Raw genomic sequence first — 18,810 nt, forward strand, 5'->3', positions numbered from 1 at the left:
ATTGCTATTTACAATATAATAATACTATATTAATATATAAATGTCAATATTTTTTTAATTTTTTTATTATTATAATAATTTAAGTATTACATCTCTTAAATTTTATTTTTTATTTTTTTTCGATGTTATCCTCATATATTTTTCTTTAGTTGCTAAACCACCCCTTAAATGCCTTTCTGCTTTATTAAATTCTAAAACCTTTCTTGCTTTTACAGCTAATTCAGGGTTAATTTTTTCTAATCGTTCAGTAACATCTTTGTGCACTGTACTTTTACTTATTCCAAATTTTTTGGCTGTTTCTCTTACAGTAGCATTTGAAGCAATAATAAATTTTGCTACTTCTATGGCTCTTTCTTCTATATACCCCTTCAAACAATAGCCCCCTTTAATAGAACTCTTGTTTTATATATATGTTTAAAGGGGGGCTTTTATGATTTGTGGATTAGTTTTTATTATTTAGTAATTCCTTTGGATTAACTGGTTTATTATCCTTTGTAACTTGAAAATATACATGTTCTCCAAGCAATATGGAATATTTTGTAGGAGAGCCTATTTCTCCTATTATTTGACCCTGCTCTACTATGTCATTTTGTTTTACAGAAACATTTTTTTGTAACTGTCCATAAATTGTTCTCCATCCATCTCCATGATTTAAAATCACAGTTATTCCTGTTTCTGGATCATTTTTTATCATTTCCACTTTTCCTCTAGCTACCGCCTTTACATTCGTATCTTCAGAAGGTTTAATGCAAATGGCAGGGTGCACCCTATATTGTTCTAATGTTTTATCAAATATTAGTTTATCAGAACTATAATCCATTACAATTTGACCCGATATAGGCCAAATTATTGCAGTATTTTCATTAAAAGAAAAAGTTTCTTCAACTTCTTTAGCCTCTTCCTCTGTCTCTTGCTTTTCTCTTTCTGTATCTTCATTATTTTTATTTGAGGATACTACTATAATATCTTGTTCTATTTCTTCTTTTTTAGTTTCTATAGACTTATCTTCATTATTTTCTGGGGATTGGTTTGTATCGCTATTTTCTGCAATTACACTTCCTGCTCCTTCTATATCTTCTGTAGTAATATCTAAATCATTTTGATATGCATTAATAGTTCCTACATTTTCTAAATCATAGTCTCCAAATTCTTCATCTAAATCAATAGAATTTTGTTCATTTATTTTGTTTAATATATGCATATTATGATTCGTTATAAATGTAGTTGTTCCTATTACAGTTAAAATGCAAAGCAATAAAATAACATAATACCCCTTTTTATTTAGATATGTCCAAAATTTATTTTTCATTGTATCCACCTCCGTTTATAGTATAACCGGAGGAAATATAAGCTATTCATTATCTAAAAGATTTTCATTTACTTCATTTATATTGATTATATCAATGTTCTGATAATAATGTTTTAAAATATCTTTATAAGTTTTTCCTTGTTTAGCCATATAATTAGCTCCATATTGGCTCATTCCTGCTCCATGACCATACCCCTTAGTTATAAATATCAAACTATCTCCTTCTTCTTGAACCGAAAAGCAACTAGATTTAAGATTAAATATATCTCTTATTTCTTCTCCAGATATTAATTTATTTCCTATTTGAATTTTTTTTACATATCCTCCACTACTTCTTTCTACAATTTGAAATTCTCCTACTAAATCATTAATAATTATATCGGGATATCTTTCTTTTAAGAGATTTACTATTTTTTGTTTTGAAATTTTTTGTTCATCTTTAAAAACTGGTGATTCTATATCTCCTTGGCTTTCTACACTTTTTAAATATGGAACATCTACATCCCATATATCTTTTGCACTTTGAGTAAATCCTGCACTAGTAGAATGAAATACTGCTTCTATAGGCTCTTCTTCATAAGTCATAATTTCTCCTTTTGTTTCTTCTACTGCAAGAGAAATTCTATTATAATATGCCTCAAAGTTTTCTCCCCATTTTTCTTTTAATTCATCTTTTGATAAATATGCCTGTCCTTTTGAAAAATCTGTACTAATATCTGCTCCTTTTAAATTTGCCTCCGATTTTTGTTCTATTTTTTTTATAGCATAAGTCCTTGCTGCTACTGCCTGAGCTTTTAGAGCTTCTAATTCAAATAATGCTGGCATTTCTGCAGCTAGTACTCCTTTTATATACTCTTCAAATTCTATCTCCATAATTTTATTAGTTTTTTCATCTAATACTTTAATTATTTTTTCCTCTGATATTATATTATTATGTTCATAATATGACTTTCCAAAAAATGAAGTTATTAAAGCTGGAACTCCTATTATAGCTAAAAATATTGTTAAAAAAAGAACTCCTATTTTTTTCAAGTTATCCCCTCCCCTATAAGATGTCTTGTACATTTATATGTATAACAACAAAATTTTATAACAACAAAAAAATAACCTACAGACATATACTTTCTGTAAGTTATTTGACTTTTTCTATATTTGCACCTAAGGCTGCTAATTTTTTTTCCAACTCTGAATATCCTCTTTCTATATGATAAATGTCACTTATTTCTGTTGTTTTATCTGCTACTAAAGCACTTAAAATAAGAGAGGCTCCTGCTCTTAAATCTGTTGCTCTAACTTGAGTTCCTGTAAGTTTGTTAACTCCATCTATAATAGCACTCCTGCCTTCTATTTTTATTTTAGCTCCCATTCTTTTTAATTCTCCAACATGCATAAATCTATTTTCAAATACTGTTTCTATAACTACACTTGTTCCTTCAGCCATACTTAATAAACTCATAAAAGGAGCTTGCATATCTGTGGGAAAACCGGGATAAGGTAAAGTCTTAATATCAACCGATTTTATAGAATCTTTTCCACATACTCTAATACCTTTATCAGTTTCAATTACTTCCACCCTACATTCTTTTAATTTTGCTATTATAGGTTTTAAATGATCACTGACTACATTTTCTATCAGGATATCTCCTCTTGTAATAGCTCCTGCTACCATAAAAGTTCCTGCTTCTATTCTATCGGGTATTACGCAATGACTTGTTCCAGTAAGATTTTTAACTCCATTAATTTTTATGGAATCTGTTCCTGCCCCTCTTATATCTGCTCCCATTGCATTAAGATAATTAGCAAGATCTACTATTTCAGGTTCTACTGCTGCATTTTCAATAATAGTTGTTCCTTCTGCATATACTGCAGCCATCATTATATTTTCTGTGGCCCCCACACTGGGAAAATCTAAATAAATTTTATTACCTACTAACTTATCTGCATAAGCTTCTACATATCCATTTTCTTGTATAATTTCTGCTCCTAATGCAGAAAATCCTTTAAGATGCAAGTCTACCGGTCTACTTCCTATAGCACATCCTCCTGGAAGAGGAATCTTTGCTTTTTTTATCCTTGCAAGTAATGGACCCATGACTAAAAATGAAGCTCTCATTTTGCTTACCAATTCATAAGGAGCCTCATATTCTTTAATATTGTCTGTTTCTATTTCTATTTCTTTTTTAACTTTATCCCATTTTATACTTGCTCCTAAATGTTGAAGTAAATCTTGCATAATAACTACATCTTTTAAGTCAGGAACATCTAATATTTTACTTTTCCCTTGCCCCAATAATGAAGCAGTAAGTATAGGCAGTACAGAATTTTTAGAACCACTTATTTTAACTGTTCCTTTTAATGGTGGACTTTTTTTTATGATTAATTTTGCCAATATACTCTTTCCTTTCTAGTAATCTACTGTAATCACTGGAGTTGCAAGATAAATATAAGTTTTTTGTTCATACTCATTATATTTAAAAGCAATATTTACATTAATTTTTTTATTATTAGAAACTAACCAATCATTTATTAATTTTGTATATCCGTAAACACTATATATATTTTCTGTTTCATAAGTTTCTTCTATTTTAGCTTTAATATTTTCCATCATTTCATATGCTATATTTTCTTTTTCTTCTTTTGTTAATTTCTTATCACTAGTTCCTGTAATTGTAATATTAGTAGTATTATCCATATTATTTTGCTTAAAAATATTATCTATTTTTTCTTTTAAATCAACTATACTTTTATACTGGCCATAAAGAATTATATCAATAATTATATAAGTATTTGCCTTTTCTTCATTTTCATACTTAATAGACTCTAATTTAATAGTAGTTTTTGCATTTTTAGACACCCTAGTTATAACTAATTTTTTAAATGTATTTTCATCTGCTATTTTCATATCATCTATATTATTGATTCCTAAAGAAGAAGAAATTATATTAGCATATTTTTTTAATTCTTCTATATTAGAAAATGATTGGTTTAAAGCACCCCAACTATTAAGGTTAATTTGAATTGTATTAAAATCAGACTCTAAAAATGTCTCAAAAACTATCTTTTCTCCATTTATATTATTACCTATTTTAAAAAAAGCTACACTATAAACAATTACTAAAACAAGAAAAAAAATACTAAATTTTTTTTTCATTATTTTCCCTCCCACCCTATAATCTACCTAAATTATTGACTATAAAAAATTTTTTATTCAATTTTATTTATTTTTAAACTAATAAGTAATTATTTATTAACTAAAACATTTTTTTAAATAAAAAATTATATATTTAATAATTGTAATATATTGCATTATATATTATAATGTTGACAAAAATAATTTTAGGAGGAAAAATAATGAAAAAAATAATTTTTTTGTTTATATGTCTATTATTTTTTATCTCAAGTTATAATTTGATAAACAATAATGTTGAAAATGAAACATTATTAGAAAATAATGAAGAAATTTCTATGACAGAAGATGATCAAAAATCTTCAATAGATAATGCTGAAAAACAAATTATTAATTTGCATAAGTTATCTTTAGAATGTTCTAATGATATGCAAATTGATGAATTTGTTTCTAATGAAAATTTTATACGTCTAATAAAAAGCGGATTAACTGTAGATATTAAATACTCTAGCGAAATGTTTATTATAACTACCGATCGTTTTGCCCAAGAAATCATTGACTCTATGATAAGTGATGATTATATTTATCTATTAGACGAACCAGAAGAAGTAGAAATAAATGAACAAAAATGGGTTAGAGCGGCTATAACAACCAAAATCCCTAACACAGATTTTAAAAATATTGTCTCATATTTCTTAGTAAAAGACACTGATTATTACTCTATATCATTTTATACTCTTATTGAAGATTATGAGAAATTTTTACCTGAAATAAATGAAATAATAAATACTGTTAAAATTGATATTTCTGAGGACAATGATAAAGAAAATTTAACATCTCAAGATATCGAAAAAAGTTTAGAATCTAAAAATGATAAAAAAGAAAATTCATCTAAACAAGTTATTACTATGAATACGTTGTCTTTAGAATGTTCTAAGGATTTTAAACCTGATGAAAATGTTACTAGTATTAATGAAGATTTAATGGAAGTAAAAAAATTTGTAAAAGATAATTTAACTTTACAAATTCATCATATAGCACCAGAAAATGTTTCTTCAGAAACATTAGATTTTGCTAAAGGAACGGTTGATATAATGATAGATTCATATTATTTTAAACGATTAAAAGAAACTGAAGAAATAGAAATAAATGGAGAAAAATGGGCTAAAGAAGTTGTAAGTTCAGAACATCCAAATGAAGAACCTTACAATCTTATTATGTATTTTTTAGTAAAAAATAATGATTTTTATTACGTGACATTTTCTGTTCCTATTGAAGATTATGAAAATCTTTTACCTGAAATAAATGAAATAATGAGTACAGCTAAAATAAGTGTTGCTAAAAATTAATAAAAAGCCGTGTATTAATTTCATACACGGCTTTTTATTATTAAAAAATGTAATTTATTTATCACTATATTGACTAATTTCTAATCTTACTAATGCTCTTTTAAGAGCAGTCTCGGCTCTAGCTCTATCAATTTCTGCACTTTTCTTAGCTAATCTTTCTTCTGCTCTACGTTTTGCAGCTTCTGCCCTAGATCTATCAATTTCATGTGGCCATTCTGCCGCATCTGCAAGAATTGTAACCTTATCTGGTTGTATTTCTGCAAATCCTCCTATTAAAGAAGCTTTTCTTTCTTTTTCTTCTTGTTTTATTTTTATATAACCAATGGAGATAATTGTTGTCAAAGGCTCATGATTTGGAAGTATTCCTATATCTCCTTCTGTTGTTTTAAATACTATCCTATCTACTTCTTCATCAAAAAATTTCTTATCCGGTGTTATGATCTGAAGATTCATTTTCACTTTATCACCTACAATGTTTTAGCTTTTTCTATAGCATCATCTATGGTTCCTACCATATGAAAAGCATTTTCTGGAAGCTCATCATGTTTTCCATCTAATATTTCTCTAAATCCTCTTATAGTTTCTGCTAAAGGAACATATCTTCCTGGCATTCCTGTAAATGTTTCTGCTACAAAGAATGGTTGTGATAAAAATCTTTGAACTTTTCTTGCACGACTTACTATAAGTTTGTCTTCTTCTGATAATTCGTCCATACCTAATATAGCTATGATATCTTGTAACTCTTTATATCTTTGTAATATTTCTTGTACTCCTCTAGCTACAGCATAATGTTCTTCCCCTACAATAGCTGGGTCTAAAATTCTTGATGTAGAGTCTAGAGGATCTACTGCAGGATAAATTCCAAGCTCAACTATTGCTCTAGATAATACCGTTGTTGCATCTAAGTGAGCAAAAGTAGTAGCTGGCGCTGGGTCTGTTAAGTCATCTGCAGGTACATATACTGCTTGAACTGATGTAATAGAACCATTTTTAGTTGAAGTAATTCTCTCTTGAAGAGCTCCTACTTCTGTTGCTAAAGTTGGTTGATATCCTACTGCACTTGGCATACGTCCAAGGAGAGCCGATACCTCAGACCCTGCTTGAATGAATCTAAAAATATTATCAATAAACAAAAGTACATCTTGACCACTTTTATCTCTAAAATATTCTGCCATGGTAAGACCTGTAAGCCCAACTCTCATTCTTGCACCTGGAGGCTCATTCATTTGTCCAAATACCATAGTTGTTTTATCTATTACTCCTGAAGCTTTCATTTCATGATAAAGGTCATTTCCTTCTCTTGTTCTTTCTCCAACTCCTGTAAATACAGAATATCCACCATGCTCTGTAGCTATATTTCTAATGAGTTCTTGTATAAGTACTGTTTTCCCTACTCCAGCTCCTCCAAAAAGACCAATTTTCCCACCTTTAGAATAAGGACATAAAAGATCTACTACTTTTATTCCAGTTTCTAATATTTCTATCTCTGTTGATTGTTCTTCAAAACTTGGAGCTGGTCTATGAATTGACCATTTTTCTTCTGTTTCTGGGTCTGGCTTATTATCTATAGCCTTTCCTACCACATTAAATATTCTTCCAAGGGTTTCTTCCCCTACTGGAACTTTTATTGGGCTTCCCGTATCTATAGCTTCCATCCCTCTAATTAATCCATCCGTAGAAGCCATAGCAACACATCTTACAATATCATCTCCTAAATGCTGTGCTACTTCTACGGTTAATTCTTCACCATTTTGCCTCTTAATAATTATAGCATTATTAAGAGCAGGTACATTTTCTGGGGAAAATTTTATATCTAATACAGGACCTATAATCTGAACAATCTTCCCTATATTTGCATCTGCCATAGGTTTTCACTCCTTTATCCATTTACTGCCTAATTTAGAGCCTCTGCTCCTGCTACTATTTCTGATATTTCCTGGGTAATATCTGCTTGTCTTGCTCTATTATATTGAAGAGTTAATTTACTAATTATATCTTCTGCATTTTCTGTGGCTGAATCCATAGCTGTCATTCTTGCTCCTTGTTCACTAGCTGCAGCTTCAACCATAGCACCATAAATAATGCTACTTATATATTTTGGAATAACATAATTTAAAACACCTTCTTCAGAAGGTTCATAATTCATTATATCTGTATTATCAATTTCATTTACTTCTTCAAATTTTGAAACATCTACAGGAAGTATTTTAATTATCATAGGTTCTTGATTAATAGTTGATTTAAAGGAAGTATAAGCTAAATACACTTCATCTATTTCTTGCTTTTTGTATAAATCTAATATTGTTTCTCCAATCTTTGCAGCATAAAAATATTTAGGATTCTCTGAAATTCCTAAGTATGAATCATAAATATTAAAATTTCTTCTATTAAAATAATCTTTAGCTTTTTTCCCAATAGTTATAAGTTTTACATTATTTTTATCACTCATATGATTATACGCAAATTTAGATATATTAACATTATATCCTCCAGCTAATCCTCTATCAGAAGCCATTACGATATACATGGTATTTTTTACTTTTCTTTCCGTCAAATATGGATGGATAATCCCATTACTCCTATTTACAATAGAGGCAATAGTAGCTTGCATCTTATTAAAAAAAGGTCTTGTAGCCTCTAAATTTTGTTTTGCTTTTTGCATTTTTGCTGTTGCAACAAGCTTCATTGCCTTAGTTATCTGACTAGTACTATCAACACTTTTAATTCTTCTTTTTATATCCCTTATTGAGGCCATTATTTCACCCCTTTCATATTTAAGTTAAAGGGAATAAATTCTCTAATTTATATTTATTAAACATCAGTAAATATATTTACTGATGTTTAAACTGAGTTTTGAATTCCTTTATTGCTTTATCTATTTTACCTTCTAATTCTTCATCTATTTCTTTTTTATCTCTAATCTCACTTACTATATCAGAATATTTAGTGTCAATAAATTCAATAAATTCTTCTTCAAATCTTCTAATATCTTCTACTTCTATATCCATTAAGTATTTTCTAGTAGCAGCAAATAAAATTAATATCTGATGCTCAACAGCCATAGGTTTATACTGCGGTTGTTTTAGCACTTCCATAATTCGTTCTCCTTGAGCTAAAGTATCTCTTGTAGCTTTATCTAACTCTGATCCAAATTGAGCAAAAGAAGCAAGGTCTCTATATTGTGCTAATTCCACACGAATAGGGCCTGCTATCTTTTTCATTGCTTTAATTTGAGCTGCTCCTCCTACACGAGATACTGAAAGCCCAGGATTTATAGCAGGTCTAACCCCTGCATTAAAAAGTTCTGTTTCAAGGTATATCTGTCCATCTGTAATGGAAATAACATTTGTAGGAATATATGCTGATACATCTCCTGCCTGAGTTTCAATAATAGGAAGTGCAGTAAGAGAACCTCCACCATTTTCATCAGAAAGTTTTGCTGCTCTTTCTAAAAGTCTTGAATGAAGATAGAACACATCTCCAGGATAAGCTTCTCGTCCTGGTGGTCTTCTAAGTAGTAATGACATAGCTCTATACGCTACAGCATGCTTAGAAAGATCGTCATATATAATTAATACATCTTTTCCTTCTTCCATCCATTCTTCTCCCATAGCACATCCAGCATAAGGTGCTATGTATTGAAGGGGAGCTAACTCACTAGCAGTAGATGCCACTATAGTGGTATAATCCATTGCTCCATGATTTTCAAGAGTTTTTACTAATTGTGCTATAGTAGAAGCTTTTTGTCCAATTGCTACATAAATACAAAGAACATCTTTTCCTTTTTGATTTATAATAGTATCAATGGCAATAGCAGTTTTCCCAGTCTGACGATCTCCAATTATTAATTCCCTTTGTCCACGGCCTATAGGCACCATGGAATCAATAGCTTTTATCCCTGTTTGAAGAGGTGTATCTACTGATTTTCTTTCAATAACTCCAGGAGCTACTCTTTCTACTTGACGGTATTTATTAGTAGAAATAGGCCCTTTCCCATCTATAGGATGTCCTAGAGCATTTACAACTCTTCCAATAAGAGCATCTCCTACTGGAACCTCTACCACTCTACCAGTTGATTTTACTATATCTCCCTCTTTTATTTTTTCATCAGAACCAAGAAGTACAACTCCTATATTATCTTCTTCTAAATTTAGTACCATTCCATATACGCCGTTGGGAAACTCTAGCAATTCTCCTGCCATTGCTTTTTCTAAACCATGAATTCTAGCAATACCATCCCCAACCTGAATAACAGTTCCTACATCTGCAACTTCCAGATTAGTCTGATAATTTTTTATTTGCTGTTTTATAACAGCACTTATTTCCTCAGGTTTTAAATTCATATTTTTGGTTACACCCCTTTTTATACAAGTTGCAAATCGTATAGCCTAGTTTTTAATGAATCAAGTTTTCCCTTAATACTAGAATCTAATATTCTGTCTCCAACTCTAATCTTAAGTCCTCCAATAATTGATGGGTCTATTTGTGTATCTATTTGTATATTTTTCTTTAGGCTATATGTAAGTTTTTCTCTTATTCGACTTATTTGTTCACTATTTAAGGGTACTGCAGAAATAACTACAGCTTTTACAATTCCCTTATATTTTTTTACTTCTTCTAAAAATGTATTTAATATATCTAAGAGGTATTCCTCTCTATTTTTTTTAACTACTAAAATTAAAAGCCCCATTATTTCATCCAGTACTTTAGATGAAAATGCTTCTTTTATTAATTTTATTTTTTCCTCCATTAACACACGAGGATTCTGTAAAATTTGAATATATTCTTTATTGTTTGTTAAAATTTGGTATACTATTTCTACTTGATTTTCAAATTCATCAAGTGTATCTCTTTCTATAGCTAAATCAAATAAAGCTTTAGAATATCTTTTTGCGATTAATTGTTCCATGTCACATCCCCCATCTGATCAATTACTTCATCAATTAACTCATTATGCTTTTTATCATCTATGGAAGATGCAACTAATTTTGAAGCCACCAAAGATGCTATGTCTATCATTTCTTTCTTTATTTCATCCTGCATTTTTGCTTTTTCTCTTTCTATATCTGTTAATGCTCTATCTTTTATGACATTGGCTTCTTCTTTTGCTTGTTCTACTATTTCTTGTTCTTTTTCTAAAGCTTTTCTTCTAGCTTCTTTTAAAATTTGATTTGCTTCTTCTTCAACATTTTCTAATTTGCTTTCATATTCATTTTTCATTTCTAATACTCTTTTTTCTTCTGCTTTTACTTCATCTATTTGACTTTTTATTTTCTGAGTTCTTTTTTCCATAAACTCTCTAACAGGTTTAAAAAGTAAATAACTAAGTCCTGCAAACAAAATAGCTGTATTTAGAAGTTGCATTCCTAAACTAAATAAAAGCTGTGAATCAAAACTAATTATCCCGCCATCCAAGAGACATCCTCCTTCCTCTTTGCTGCCTAAGATGGATATTAATATACTATTATCCTAAAAGGCTAATATATTTAGCAACAAGTGGATTAGCAAAGAGTAAAATAATGGCAATAATAAGTCCATAAATACCTGTTGTTTCTGCTACTGCTGCTCCAAGTAACATTGTTCTTATAATATCTCCTTGAGCTTCTGGCTGACGCCCTACAGCTTCTGCTCCCTTACCTGCTGCATATCCTTGTCCTATCCCAGGTCCTATCCCTGCTATCATAGCAAGACCTGCTCCTATTGCTGAACATGCTAATATTAAAGCTCTTCCATCGATTTGTTCCATTATAAATTCCTCCTTTAAATTAATTTAATTTATTTTGTTAATATTTGTGAAAATAATAATAATAACGCAATAACTAATGCATAAATACCAGTTGTTTGAGCAACTGCCTGCCCAAGCAACATAGTTCTTACAATCACGCTTTGAAGTCCTGGCCTTTTACCAACAGCCTCTGCACTTTTCCCTGCTGCATATCCTTGTCCTATTCCAGGTCCTATCCCTGCTAGCATAGATATTCCTGCCCCTAAAGCACTGGCAGCTAAGACTATCCCAACTCCTTCTTTTGTTACCAAAGGATTGGCAAATAGCATAATTATAGCAATAACTAATGAAAAAATCCCAGATGTTTCTGCTACTGCTGCTCCAAGAAGCATTACTAAAGTAGCTTGTCTTCCTCCTTTTGGATTTTTCCCTACTGATTCTGCTGCTTTTCCTGCCGCAAATCCTTGTCCTACTCCAGGTCCTATTCCTGCTATCATGGCAATTCCTGCACCTATTGCTGAAAAACCAAGAATCAAAGCTCTTTTATCTACCTTTTCCATCCAGCCTATAAGCAAATCTAAAATTCCCATTACATCCATATCTTCACCTCTTTCTTATGTTAATGAGGTCCATTTAACCTTCCATAGCACTAGATACGAAGGTCATACTAAGCATTACAAAAATAAAAGTCTGTAATACCCCTGCAAATACATCAAAATAAGCATGCAAAACTGCAGGTAATCCTATTTTAAGAGCAATCCAAGGCATAGAATACCAAAGAGCCATTATAATTGTTCCTCCTAGAATATTCCCAAAAAGACGGAAACTAAGAGAAACTGGGTTGGCTAATTCTCCTATAACATTTAAAGGGAATAAAAATGGTATAGGTTCAAAAAACCCTTTTATATATTTGCCTATTCCATTACTTTTAATACCATAACCTTGAACCATAAAAAATGTCATTAAAGCTAAAGATAAAGTAGTTGCAATATCTGCTGTAGGGGGTCTTAACCCTACTAGTCCTGATAAATTGGCCAATAATATAAACAAAAACATGCTTCCATAAAAGGGTGCAAAGCCTTTGTTTTTTTCTCCCATGGTACTAGAAGTAAAAGAATAAAATATATCTACTATAGCTTCTATAACATTTTGAAATCCCTTTGGTATGTCTTCAAATTTCTTTAAAGAGAGTCTCACAATAATAGCAAAAACAAAAAGTACTCCCATTATAATCCATGTGTTTACAATTGTAGTTGTAATCCAAAATTGATTATCCCCTATTTGTATAGGAAAAATATTATGATTATAAAAATCTAGATTTTCCAATCTTTACACCTCCTTTTTATTTTTTATTATGTTGTATCCAAAAAACATGAGAAAAACTGAAAATTTCATAGTAAGTAAGCCCAAAAAAGTCCCTATTAAACTAATACTAGGCTCTAAAGCCGCCACAAGTAAAATTATCCCAGTTATTATGTACCTAATCATATAATTCCCTGTGGCATACTTACTAGCTTTGTGCGGTGGCATACTAAGGGATTTTTTTATACTTAATTCCATTAATCTAAGTTTTAATATAGAAAAAATACTTCCAAATAAAACACCTTTTATAAAAACAAATGGTTTTTCCACTATTAAGCTACCTATCACTCCTATAATAACTCCAGTAATAATAATACCAATAATGAGTCGCTTCCCATCTGGAATACGATCACTCATTCTTTCCATCCTTTCTCTTTTTTCCGCTTTTTGTACCCTTAGCAGTAATAATAAATAAATTCCTAAAAGCTGCTCCAACTCCTAAAACAGAAAAAATTACTAAAAATAATCCCCCACTATTAAGTCTATTATCCAAAAAATTACCAATAAGTATACATCCTATAATAGGCAGGGCCATTACAATTCCTATTTGAGTTATTAAAGAAATAAATGATAAAAATTCTAAATTTTTTTTCATAATACTCCCCACCTATTAAAACTTTTTATCTATTATACACTTTTCTTTTTTTAGTGTCTACTATGCATGAATTTTAATAATATTAAAAATCTTCAGGTCTTTCTTTTCTTTTCCCAAAGAAATATAATATAGCTTTTACAATTCTAGAAGAAGCATACCCATCTCCAAAGGGATTTTTAGCTTGTGTCATTTTTTCATATTCCTTTTTATTTTTAAGTAACATAGAGGCTATATTAAATATATCTTCTTCCTTTGTACCAGCCAGTTTAAGAGTTCCAGCTTCAACTCCTTCGGGACGCTCTGTTACATTTCTAAGAACTAATACTGGTTTTTTCATGGAAGGCACTTCTTCTTGTAGTCCTCCTGAATCTGTCATTACAAGATATGATAAATTCATTAAATTATGCATATCTTTCAAATCCAATGGGTCAACTAAATGAATCCTTTTATGATTACCTAAAATTTTGTAAGCTATTTCTTGAACTGCTGGATTTTTATGTACTGCATAAACTACTTCTACATCTTTAAAAGCTTCTACTAATCTATATACTGCTTTACATATATTTTTTAAAGGTTCTCCTAAATTTTCTCTTCTATGGGCTGTCATAGTAATAACTCTTTTATTTTTATAATCTATATTATTTAAAGTTTCTACTCCAAAAATATAATCTTTTTTTATAGTAGTTTTTAAAGCATCAATAGCAGTATTCCCTGTTATAAATATTAATTCCTCTGGAATCCCTTCCTTTAATAAATGCTCTTTGGCAAGAGCAGTTGGAGCAAAATGAATATCTGCTAAAGAACCTGTAAGCTTTCTATTCATTTCTTCTGGAAATGGCTGATATTTATCATAAGTTCTAAGACCTGCTTCCACATGCCCTACTTTTATTTTATTATAAAAAGCAGCTAAAGCTCCTACAAATGTAGTACTAGTATCTCCATGAACTAAAATAATATCAGGCTTAACTTCTTTTATTACCTTATCAAGTCCTTCTAAAGCCCTAATAGTTATATCCATAAGAGTTTGTCTATGTTTCATAATATCTAAATCATAATCTGGATTTAAATTAAAAATATCAAGAACTTGGTCTAACATTTCTCTATGTTGTGCCGTAACACAAATAATACTTTCTATTCCTTTAGTTTTTTCTAATTCTTTTACTACTGGGGCCATTTTTATAGCTTCTGGTCTTGTACCAAAAACACTCATCACTTTTATTGCCATTATTTTCAACCTTTCTTACTTATTAATATTATTATTTAAACACATATAATTTTTTTATTCAAGATTATATATTAAAAAGCTGTCGACACTTTTTGTGCCAACAGCTTAAAATCTTATTAATATTTAACTTTTTTTTGTTTTTGTAATAATATATAAGGATACTGCCATAACAATAAATACTAAAAGAGCTAATAAAGTATCTTTTTGGGCAATTAAAATACCAATAATCCCAAATCCTCCACTAATTCCATAAAGAGTAATAACAGCTCTTTTTTGACTATATCCTTTATCTACTAAACGATGATGAAGATGTCCTCTATCAGCTTCCATAATAGGTCTGTGATTAACTATTCTTCTAATAATAGCAAATATAGTATCAAAAATTGGGAATCCTAGTACTAAGATTGCAATAATAATTGTAACTGCTGTATATCCTTTAATAAATCCTTGAACTGAAGTAGTAGCTAATATAAATCCTAAAAATGTTGAACCTGTATCTCCCATAAAAATTTTTGCTGGATTAAAATTATGAGGTAAAAATCCTATGCATGCTCCTGCTAAAGCAGCTGTTAATAATGCTGCTACTGGACCTATAGGATTTTGAGATAAAATAGATAAAATCATAAGACAAATAGCTGCTATAGATGAAACTCCTGCAGCCAATCCATCTAATCCATCTATTAAGTTAACTGCATTTGTAACTCCTACAATCCAAAATAAAGTAAAAGGAACGCTTAAGTTTTGTAATAACAAAGTATTATTTTCAGCAAAGGGCCATGTTACAAACTCTATCTTTATCCCAGAATAAATGACAATAAGAGCAGCCACTATTTGCACACAAAGTTTTAATTTTGCATTAAGATCATAAATATCATCAAAAAATCCCAATAAAAAAATTATAAAACCTCCTATAAGTAATCCTGAAATTTCCTTCCATTCAAAAACTTCTACCATAGGAGTAATTATTAAAACTGTAATTATAAATCCAAGAAAAATAGCTATTCCTCCCATTCTTGGCATGGGTTTTTTATGCATTCCTCTTTCTTTTGGTTGATCAACAGCTCCTACCATAAATGCTATTTTTTTGCTTAAAGGTGTAGTAATAAGACTAATAAAAAAAGCTAAAATAAAAGCCGCTATATATAAAAATATGGTTTCTCCAGCATTTATTCCTAAAACCATTTATAATCTCCCCTTAATATTATCCTTCATCATACATATTTTATAAACCATGTATATTTTATATTTATATACAGTACTTGTCAAATAAATTTTATTTACTTTAAAAATCATCCTTAAAATTAATCTCTAATAATAGTATAACAAAAAATTATAAAATAAAAAATACACTTTTAGATTGGATATAAATTCCAATAAAAGTGTATTTTAAATAAATAGCTATTCTTTTTAACTTTTTTATTTTTTATCTTTGTAATTTTCTATTTCTATTCCTGCTTCTTTTAAAAGTTCCATAGATAGTTCATCAGGATAACTTCCTTTAAATACAATTCTTTTAATTCCTGCATTGATAGCCATCTTAGCACACATAACACAGGGCTGATGAGTTACATATAAAGTTCCTCCCTTTACCGATACTCCATGCATTGCTGCTTGTACAATTGCATTTTGTTCTGCGTGAAGAGCTCTACATAATTCATGTCTTTGCCCTGAAGGAATATTTAATTTTTCTCTTAAACACCCTACTTCTTCACAATGAGAACATCCCGTAGGAGCTCCATTATAACCAGTAGCTAAAATTCTTTTATCTTTTACAATAAGGGCTCCTACTTGTCTTCTAAGACAAGTAGATCTTTGTTTTACTAAATCCACAATCCCCATAAAATATTCATCCCAGCTAGGTCTCATATTATCCTCCTAATTATTTTGTTTCAAAAAACTTATATATTTCTATTCTTCTATTTGTCTAATACGACGTATATGTCTTTCTTCATTAGAAAATTCTGTTTGAAGAAAAGTTTCAACAATCTTAATAGCAAGACCGGGCCCTATTACTCTTGCTCCCATAGCTAATACATTAGCATCATTATGTTCTCTTGTTGCTTGAGCTGAAAAACAATCATGGCATAAAGCTGCTCTTACTCCTTTAACTTTATTAGCTGCTATAGAAATTCCTATCCCTGTTCCACATATAATGATCCCTTTATCACAAGTTCCATTAGCAACTAAATTAGCCACTGATTTCCCAAATTCAGGATAATCACAAGATTCTGTTGAATAACATCCAACATCTTTATACTCTATATTTTTCTCTTTCAAATATTTAATAACCTCTTGTTTTAATTGATATCCTCCATGGTCACTTCCTATTGCTATCATTACATTACCTCCATTTTTCTTTTTTAATATAACACTGCTCTTACTATAACAAAGCATATTTTACATGTTTTTATATAATTTTTCTATAAGTTTTTTTATTAAATTGTTTAAATCTTTAGCACAATTCTTATAATCTTCTATATTTCCTCCAAAAGGGTCTTTTACATCTCCAAATTCCTCTACAAATTCTTTTAATGTAAATATCTTTTCTTTATGTTCTTTAAAATTAAGTAATAAATATTGTTTATGTCTATTAGTCATTGTTAAAATTATATCTGCCTCTTCTATGTCCTTAATATCTAATTGTTTTGATTTATGGTCACTTAAGTCAACATCATATTCCTTCATAGCTTCAATAGCATGCTTACTAGCTTCTGATGGAAAATAAACTGCAATTCCCCTAGAGAATGCATTTATATCAAGAGAATATTTGTTTATTTCTTTTTTAGCTAATGCTTCTGCCATAGGACTTCTACAAGTATTCCCAGTACAAACAAATAATATCCTTTTCATATCCTCACCTCAAACATTAATAATATTATATCCTGCAGATTTTCTTAATCTATTCATAATCGCAAGTCCTATTTCCTTATCAGAAAAACTTTCTGAAAAAACTATATCCACTTTTTCTTCGTCAAAAGCCCTTAATGTATCAAATAAATTAGATGCTATAGTTTTTGGATTATTTCTATCCCCTACTGAAAGTATAACATCTGCATTATAATATTTTTTTGTTTGAAGAGTTGCCATTACTCCAACCTTTAAATTTTTTGCTTGTTTTTCCTTCACAAATTGATTTATTGAGATTATAACTTTATCTAAATTCCCTTCTACAATAATAACTTTTGCTTGAGGAGCATAGTGCTTATATTTCATTCCCGGAGCTTTAGGAGTAAAATTTACAGTTTTTAAAGAAAGTATAGACGGATCAATTAAAACTTCTCCTATTACCTCTTCTATCATTTCCTTCGTTATTCCTCCAGGTCTAAGTATCATAGGAATATCTCCTGTTACATCTACTACTGTTGATTCTAAACCTACCTTAACATGTCCTCCATCTAGTATCATATCAATCTTACCTTTTAAATCTTCTATAACATGAGAAGCTTTAGTTGGACTAGGTTTTCCTGAAATATTTGCAGAAGGAGCAGCAATAGGAACTCCTGATTCTTTAATTAAAGCTCTGGCTATTTTATTTTCTGGAAATCTTATGGCAACACTAGAAAGTCCTGCAGTAATAACATATGGAACTTTTTTTGATTTAGGAAAAATTAATGTTAAAGGTCCAGGCCAAAAAGCATTCATTAAAGCTTTTGCATTTTTAGGAATATATTCTACTAAAGAAGAAATTTCTTCTTTATCTGAAATATGCACAATAAGTGGATTATCTGAAGGTCTACCCTTTGCGTTAAATATTTTTTTAACAGCTATTTCATCTAAAGCATTAGCTCCTAAACCATAAACTGTTTCTGTAGGGAAAGCAACTAATCCTCCTTTTTTTATAATTTTTGAAGCTTCTTTTATAATTGCTTCATCTATATTATCTTTATCTAATGTTTTTATTACTGTATCCATACTTTTCCCTTTCTTATCTAATAATTTTCTAAAATATTATATTTTTTATTATATCATATCCTAAGTCTTTGAATACAATATTAAATTTATTTTAGATAAGTAACCATTTTTTATTATATAGAATATGATAAAGTAGTCTTTAAAACAAGACTTTTAAATAATTTGACTAGTTTCGGAACTATTTGCTAAAAAACGCCATATATTAT

The 18,810-nt window shown here is 29.7% G+C and carries 23 protein-coding genes and 1 pseudogene; 1 reads left to right on the forward strand and 23 read right to left on the reverse strand.

Annotated features, from left to right (window positions below; genetic code table 11):
• Positions 1-102: 102 nt before the first annotated feature.
• The 5 genes from spoIIID to OM90_RS06080 form a co-directional block, all read right to left on the reverse strand.
• Entirely contained in the window at positions 103-372 is a 270-nt protein-coding gene (gene spoIIID, locus OM90_RS06060) for a sporulation transcriptional regulator SpoIIID (RefSeq protein ID WP_058486007.1), read from the reverse strand.
• A 70-nt stretch (positions 373-442) separates the two neighbouring features.
• On the reverse strand, positions 443-1,309 hold the full coding sequence (locus tag OM90_RS06065) for a M23 family metallopeptidase (RefSeq protein WP_058486008.1): 867 nt from the start codon (positions 1,307-1,309) through the stop codon (positions 443-445).
• Between the two features lie 42 nt (positions 1,310-1,351).
• Positions 1,352-2,341: a stage II sporulation protein D gene (gene spoIID, locus OM90_RS06070; protein ID WP_058486009.1), complete on the reverse strand. Its 990-nt coding sequence runs from the start codon at positions 2,339-2,341 to the stop codon at positions 1,352-1,354.
• 100 nt (positions 2,342-2,441) lie between these two features.
• Positions 2,442-3,698, reverse strand: coding sequence for a UDP-N-acetylglucosamine 1-carboxyvinyltransferase (gene murA, locus OM90_RS06075; RefSeq protein ID WP_058486010.1), 1,257 nt, complete (start codon positions 3,696-3,698; stop codon positions 2,442-2,444).
• 15 nt (positions 3,699-3,713) lie between these two features.
• Complete coding sequence (locus OM90_RS06080; protein ID WP_058486011.1) at positions 3,714-4,460, reverse strand: YwmB family TATA-box binding protein; 747 nt, start codon at positions 4,458-4,460, stop codon at positions 3,714-3,716.
• A gap of 200 nt (positions 4,461-4,660) precedes the next feature.
• On the opposite strand from OM90_RS06080, the gene OM90_RS06085 reads away from it, so the two are divergent.
• Positions 4,661-5,785 (forward strand): hypothetical protein, encoded by a 1,125-nt coding sequence (locus OM90_RS06085; RefSeq protein WP_058486012.1) that lies wholly within the window; start codon positions 4,661-4,663, stop codon positions 5,783-5,785.
• A gap of 54 nt (positions 5,786-5,839) precedes the next feature.
• Here the strand turns inward: OM90_RS06085 and OM90_RS06090 are convergent, their stop codons facing one another.
• The 18 genes and pseudogenes from OM90_RS06090 to OM90_RS12585 form a co-directional block, all read right to left on the reverse strand.
• Positions 5,840-6,238, reverse strand: a complete 399-nt coding sequence (locus tag OM90_RS06090; RefSeq protein WP_058486013.1) for a F0F1 ATP synthase subunit epsilon — start codon at positions 6,236-6,238, stop codon at positions 5,840-5,842.
• Positions 6,239-6,252: 14 nt separating this feature from the next.
• Positions 6,253-7,650: a F0F1 ATP synthase subunit beta gene (gene atpD, locus OM90_RS06095; protein ID WP_058486014.1), complete on the reverse strand. Its 1,398-nt coding sequence runs from the start codon at positions 7,648-7,650 to the stop codon at positions 6,253-6,255.
• Between the two features lie 29 nt (positions 7,651-7,679).
• Positions 7,680-8,540: an ATP synthase F1 subunit gamma gene (atpG, locus tag OM90_RS06100; protein WP_058486015.1), complete on the reverse strand. Its 861-nt coding sequence runs from the start codon at positions 8,538-8,540 to the stop codon at positions 7,680-7,682.
• Between the two features lie 76 nt (positions 8,541-8,616).
• Complete coding sequence (gene atpA / locus OM90_RS06105) at positions 8,617-10,128, reverse strand: F0F1 ATP synthase subunit alpha (RefSeq protein ID WP_058486016.1); 1,512 nt, start codon at positions 10,126-10,128, stop codon at positions 8,617-8,619.
• 20 nt (positions 10,129-10,148) lie between these two features.
• Positions 10,149-10,694 carry a F0F1 ATP synthase subunit delta gene (locus OM90_RS06110; RefSeq protein ID WP_058486017.1) on the reverse strand — a complete coding sequence of 182 codons (546 nt, stop codon included), beginning with the start codon at positions 10,692-10,694 and terminating at the stop codon, positions 10,149-10,151.
• A complete protein-coding gene (gene atpF / locus OM90_RS06115; protein WP_058486018.1) occupies positions 10,682-11,200 on the reverse strand; it encodes a F0F1 ATP synthase subunit B in 519 nt (172 codons plus the stop codon). The genes OM90_RS06110 and atpF overlap by 13 nt, the downstream gene beginning before the upstream one ends.
• Before the next feature lie 49 nt (positions 11,201-11,249).
• Positions 11,250-11,531 (reverse strand): ATP synthase F0 subunit C, encoded by a 282-nt coding sequence (gene atpE, locus OM90_RS06120; RefSeq protein ID WP_058486019.1) that lies wholly within the window; start codon positions 11,529-11,531, stop codon positions 11,250-11,252.
• A gap of 29 nt (positions 11,532-11,560) precedes the next feature.
• On the reverse strand, positions 11,561-11,821 hold the full coding sequence (atpE, locus tag OM90_RS13445; protein ID WP_408605911.1) for an ATP synthase F0 subunit C: 261 nt from the start codon (positions 11,819-11,821) through the stop codon (positions 11,561-11,563).
• Positions 11,810-12,070 (reverse strand): annotated as a pseudogene (locus OM90_RS13450) (ATP synthase Fo subunit C); the annotation flags it as partial. The pseudogene OM90_RS13450 and the gene atpE (OM90_RS13445), both read right to left, overlap by 12 nt.
• A gap of 73 nt (positions 12,071-12,143) precedes the next feature.
• On the reverse strand, positions 12,144-12,836 hold the full coding sequence (gene atpB, locus OM90_RS06130) for a F0F1 ATP synthase subunit A (protein WP_064505507.1): 693 nt from the start codon (positions 12,834-12,836) through the stop codon (positions 12,144-12,146).
• Between the two features lie 3 nt (positions 12,837-12,839).
• Positions 12,840-13,229: an ATP synthase subunit I gene (locus tag OM90_RS06135; RefSeq protein WP_058486021.1), complete on the reverse strand. Its 390-nt coding sequence runs from the start codon at positions 13,227-13,229 to the stop codon at positions 12,840-12,842.
• The gene (locus tag OM90_RS06140; protein ID WP_058486022.1) at positions 13,222-13,467 is read right to left on the reverse strand and encodes an AtpZ/AtpI family protein; all 246 of its coding nucleotides are present in this window, start codon (positions 13,465-13,467) and stop codon (positions 13,222-13,224) included. Before OM90_RS06140 ends, OM90_RS06135 begins: the two co-directional genes overlap by 8 nt.
• Positions 13,468-13,549: 82 nt before the next feature.
• The gene (wecB, locus tag OM90_RS13130; RefSeq protein ID WP_064505508.1) at positions 13,550-14,692 is read right to left on the reverse strand and encodes a non-hydrolyzing UDP-N-acetylglucosamine 2-epimerase; all 1,143 of its coding nucleotides are present in this window, start codon (positions 14,690-14,692) and stop codon (positions 13,550-13,552) included.
• Positions 14,693-14,815: 123 nt separating this feature from the next.
• Complete coding sequence (locus tag OM90_RS13135) at positions 14,816-15,874, reverse strand: glycosyltransferase family 4 protein (protein ID WP_058486023.1); 1,059 nt, start codon at positions 15,872-15,874, stop codon at positions 14,816-14,818.
• 234 nt (positions 15,875-16,108) lie between these two features.
• Positions 16,109-16,558 carry a deoxycytidylate deaminase gene (locus tag OM90_RS06155; RefSeq protein ID WP_058486024.1) on the reverse strand — a complete coding sequence of 150 codons (450 nt, stop codon included), beginning with the start codon at positions 16,556-16,558 and terminating at the stop codon, positions 16,109-16,111.
• Positions 16,559-16,600: 42 nt separating this feature from the next.
• Positions 16,601-17,029, reverse strand: coding sequence for a ribose 5-phosphate isomerase B (gene rpiB, locus OM90_RS13140; RefSeq protein ID WP_058486025.1), 429 nt, complete (start codon positions 17,027-17,029; stop codon positions 16,601-16,603).
• A 60-nt stretch (positions 17,030-17,089) separates the two neighbouring features.
• Positions 17,090-17,542 (reverse strand): low molecular weight protein arginine phosphatase, encoded by a 453-nt coding sequence (locus tag OM90_RS13145; protein WP_058486026.1) that lies wholly within the window; start codon positions 17,540-17,542, stop codon positions 17,090-17,092.
• Between the two features lie 9 nt (positions 17,543-17,551).
• On the reverse strand, positions 17,552-18,604 hold the full coding sequence (locus OM90_RS12585; protein ID WP_058486027.1) for an L-threonylcarbamoyladenylate synthase: 1,053 nt from the start codon (positions 18,602-18,604) through the stop codon (positions 17,552-17,554).
• Positions 18,605-18,810 lie beyond the last annotated feature (206 nt).

It is taken from the genome of Defluviitalea phaphyphila, assembly GCF_001466305.1.
GTDB lineage: Bacteria > Bacillota > Clostridia > Lachnospirales > Defluviitaleaceae > Defluviitalea_A > Defluviitalea_A phaphyphila.

What these genes read in the sequence shown, in the direction of transcription:
- OM90_RS06140 (WP_058486022.1), bottom strand. Translation starts at nt 13,467, where the DNA reads ATGAAAAAAAATTTAGAATTTTTATCATTTATTTCTTTAATAACTCAA.
- atpA (WP_058486016.1), bottom strand. Translation starts at nt 10,128, where the DNA reads ATGAATTTAAAACCTGAGGAAATAAGTGCTGTTATAAAACAGCAAATA.
- OM90_RS06155 (WP_058486024.1), bottom strand. Translation starts at nt 16,558, where the DNA reads ATGAGACCTAGCTGGGATGAATATTTTATGGGGATTGTGGATTTAGTA.
- atpG (WP_058486015.1), bottom strand. Translation starts at nt 8,540, where the DNA reads ATGGCCTCAATAAGGGATATAAAAAGAAGAATTAAAAGTGTTGATAGT.
- atpD (WP_058486014.1), bottom strand. Translation starts at nt 7,650, where the DNA reads ATGGCAGATGCAAATATAGGGAAGATTGTTCAGATTATAGGTCCTGTA.
- OM90_RS06110 (WP_058486017.1), bottom strand. Translation starts at nt 10,694, where the DNA reads ATGGAACAATTAATCGCAAAAAGATATTCTAAAGCTTTATTTGATTTA.
- OM90_RS06085 (WP_058486012.1), top strand. Translation starts at nt 4,661, where the DNA reads ATGAAAAAAATAATTTTTTTGTTTATATGTCTATTATTTTTTATCTCA.
- atpE (WP_058486019.1), bottom strand. Translation starts at nt 11,531, where the DNA reads ATGGAACAAATCGATGGAAGAGCTTTAATATTAGCATGTTCAGCAATA.
- OM90_RS06080 (WP_058486011.1), bottom strand. Translation starts at nt 4,460, where the DNA reads ATGAAAAAAAAATTTAGTATTTTTTTTCTTGTTTTAGTAATTGTTTAT.
- OM90_RS06090 (WP_058486013.1), bottom strand. Translation starts at nt 6,238, where the DNA reads ATGAATCTTCAGATCATAACACCGGATAAGAAATTTTTTGATGAAGAA.
- OM90_RS13145 (WP_058486026.1), bottom strand. Translation starts at nt 17,542, where the DNA reads ATGAAAAGGATATTATTTGTTTGTACTGGGAATACTTGTAGAAGTCCT.
- OM90_RS06065 (WP_058486008.1), bottom strand. Translation starts at nt 1,309, where the DNA reads ATGAAAAATAAATTTTGGACATATCTAAATAAAAAGGGGTATTATGTT.
- rpiB (WP_058486025.1), bottom strand. Translation starts at nt 17,029, where the DNA reads ATGATAGCAATAGGAAGTGACCATGGAGGATATCAATTAAAACAAGAG.
- OM90_RS06135 (WP_058486021.1), bottom strand. Translation starts at nt 13,229, where the DNA reads ATGAGTGATCGTATTCCAGATGGGAAGCGACTCATTATTGGTATTATT.
- OM90_RS12585 (WP_058486027.1), bottom strand. Translation starts at nt 18,604, where the DNA reads ATGGATACAGTAATAAAAACATTAGATAAAGATAATATAGATGAAGCA.
- OM90_RS13135 (WP_058486023.1), bottom strand. Translation starts at nt 15,874, where the DNA reads ATGGTTTTAGGAATAAATGCTGGAGAAACCATATTTTTATATATAGCG.
- wecB (WP_064505508.1), bottom strand. Translation starts at nt 14,692, where the DNA reads ATGGCAATAAAAGTGATGAGTGTTTTTGGTACAAGACCAGAAGCTATA.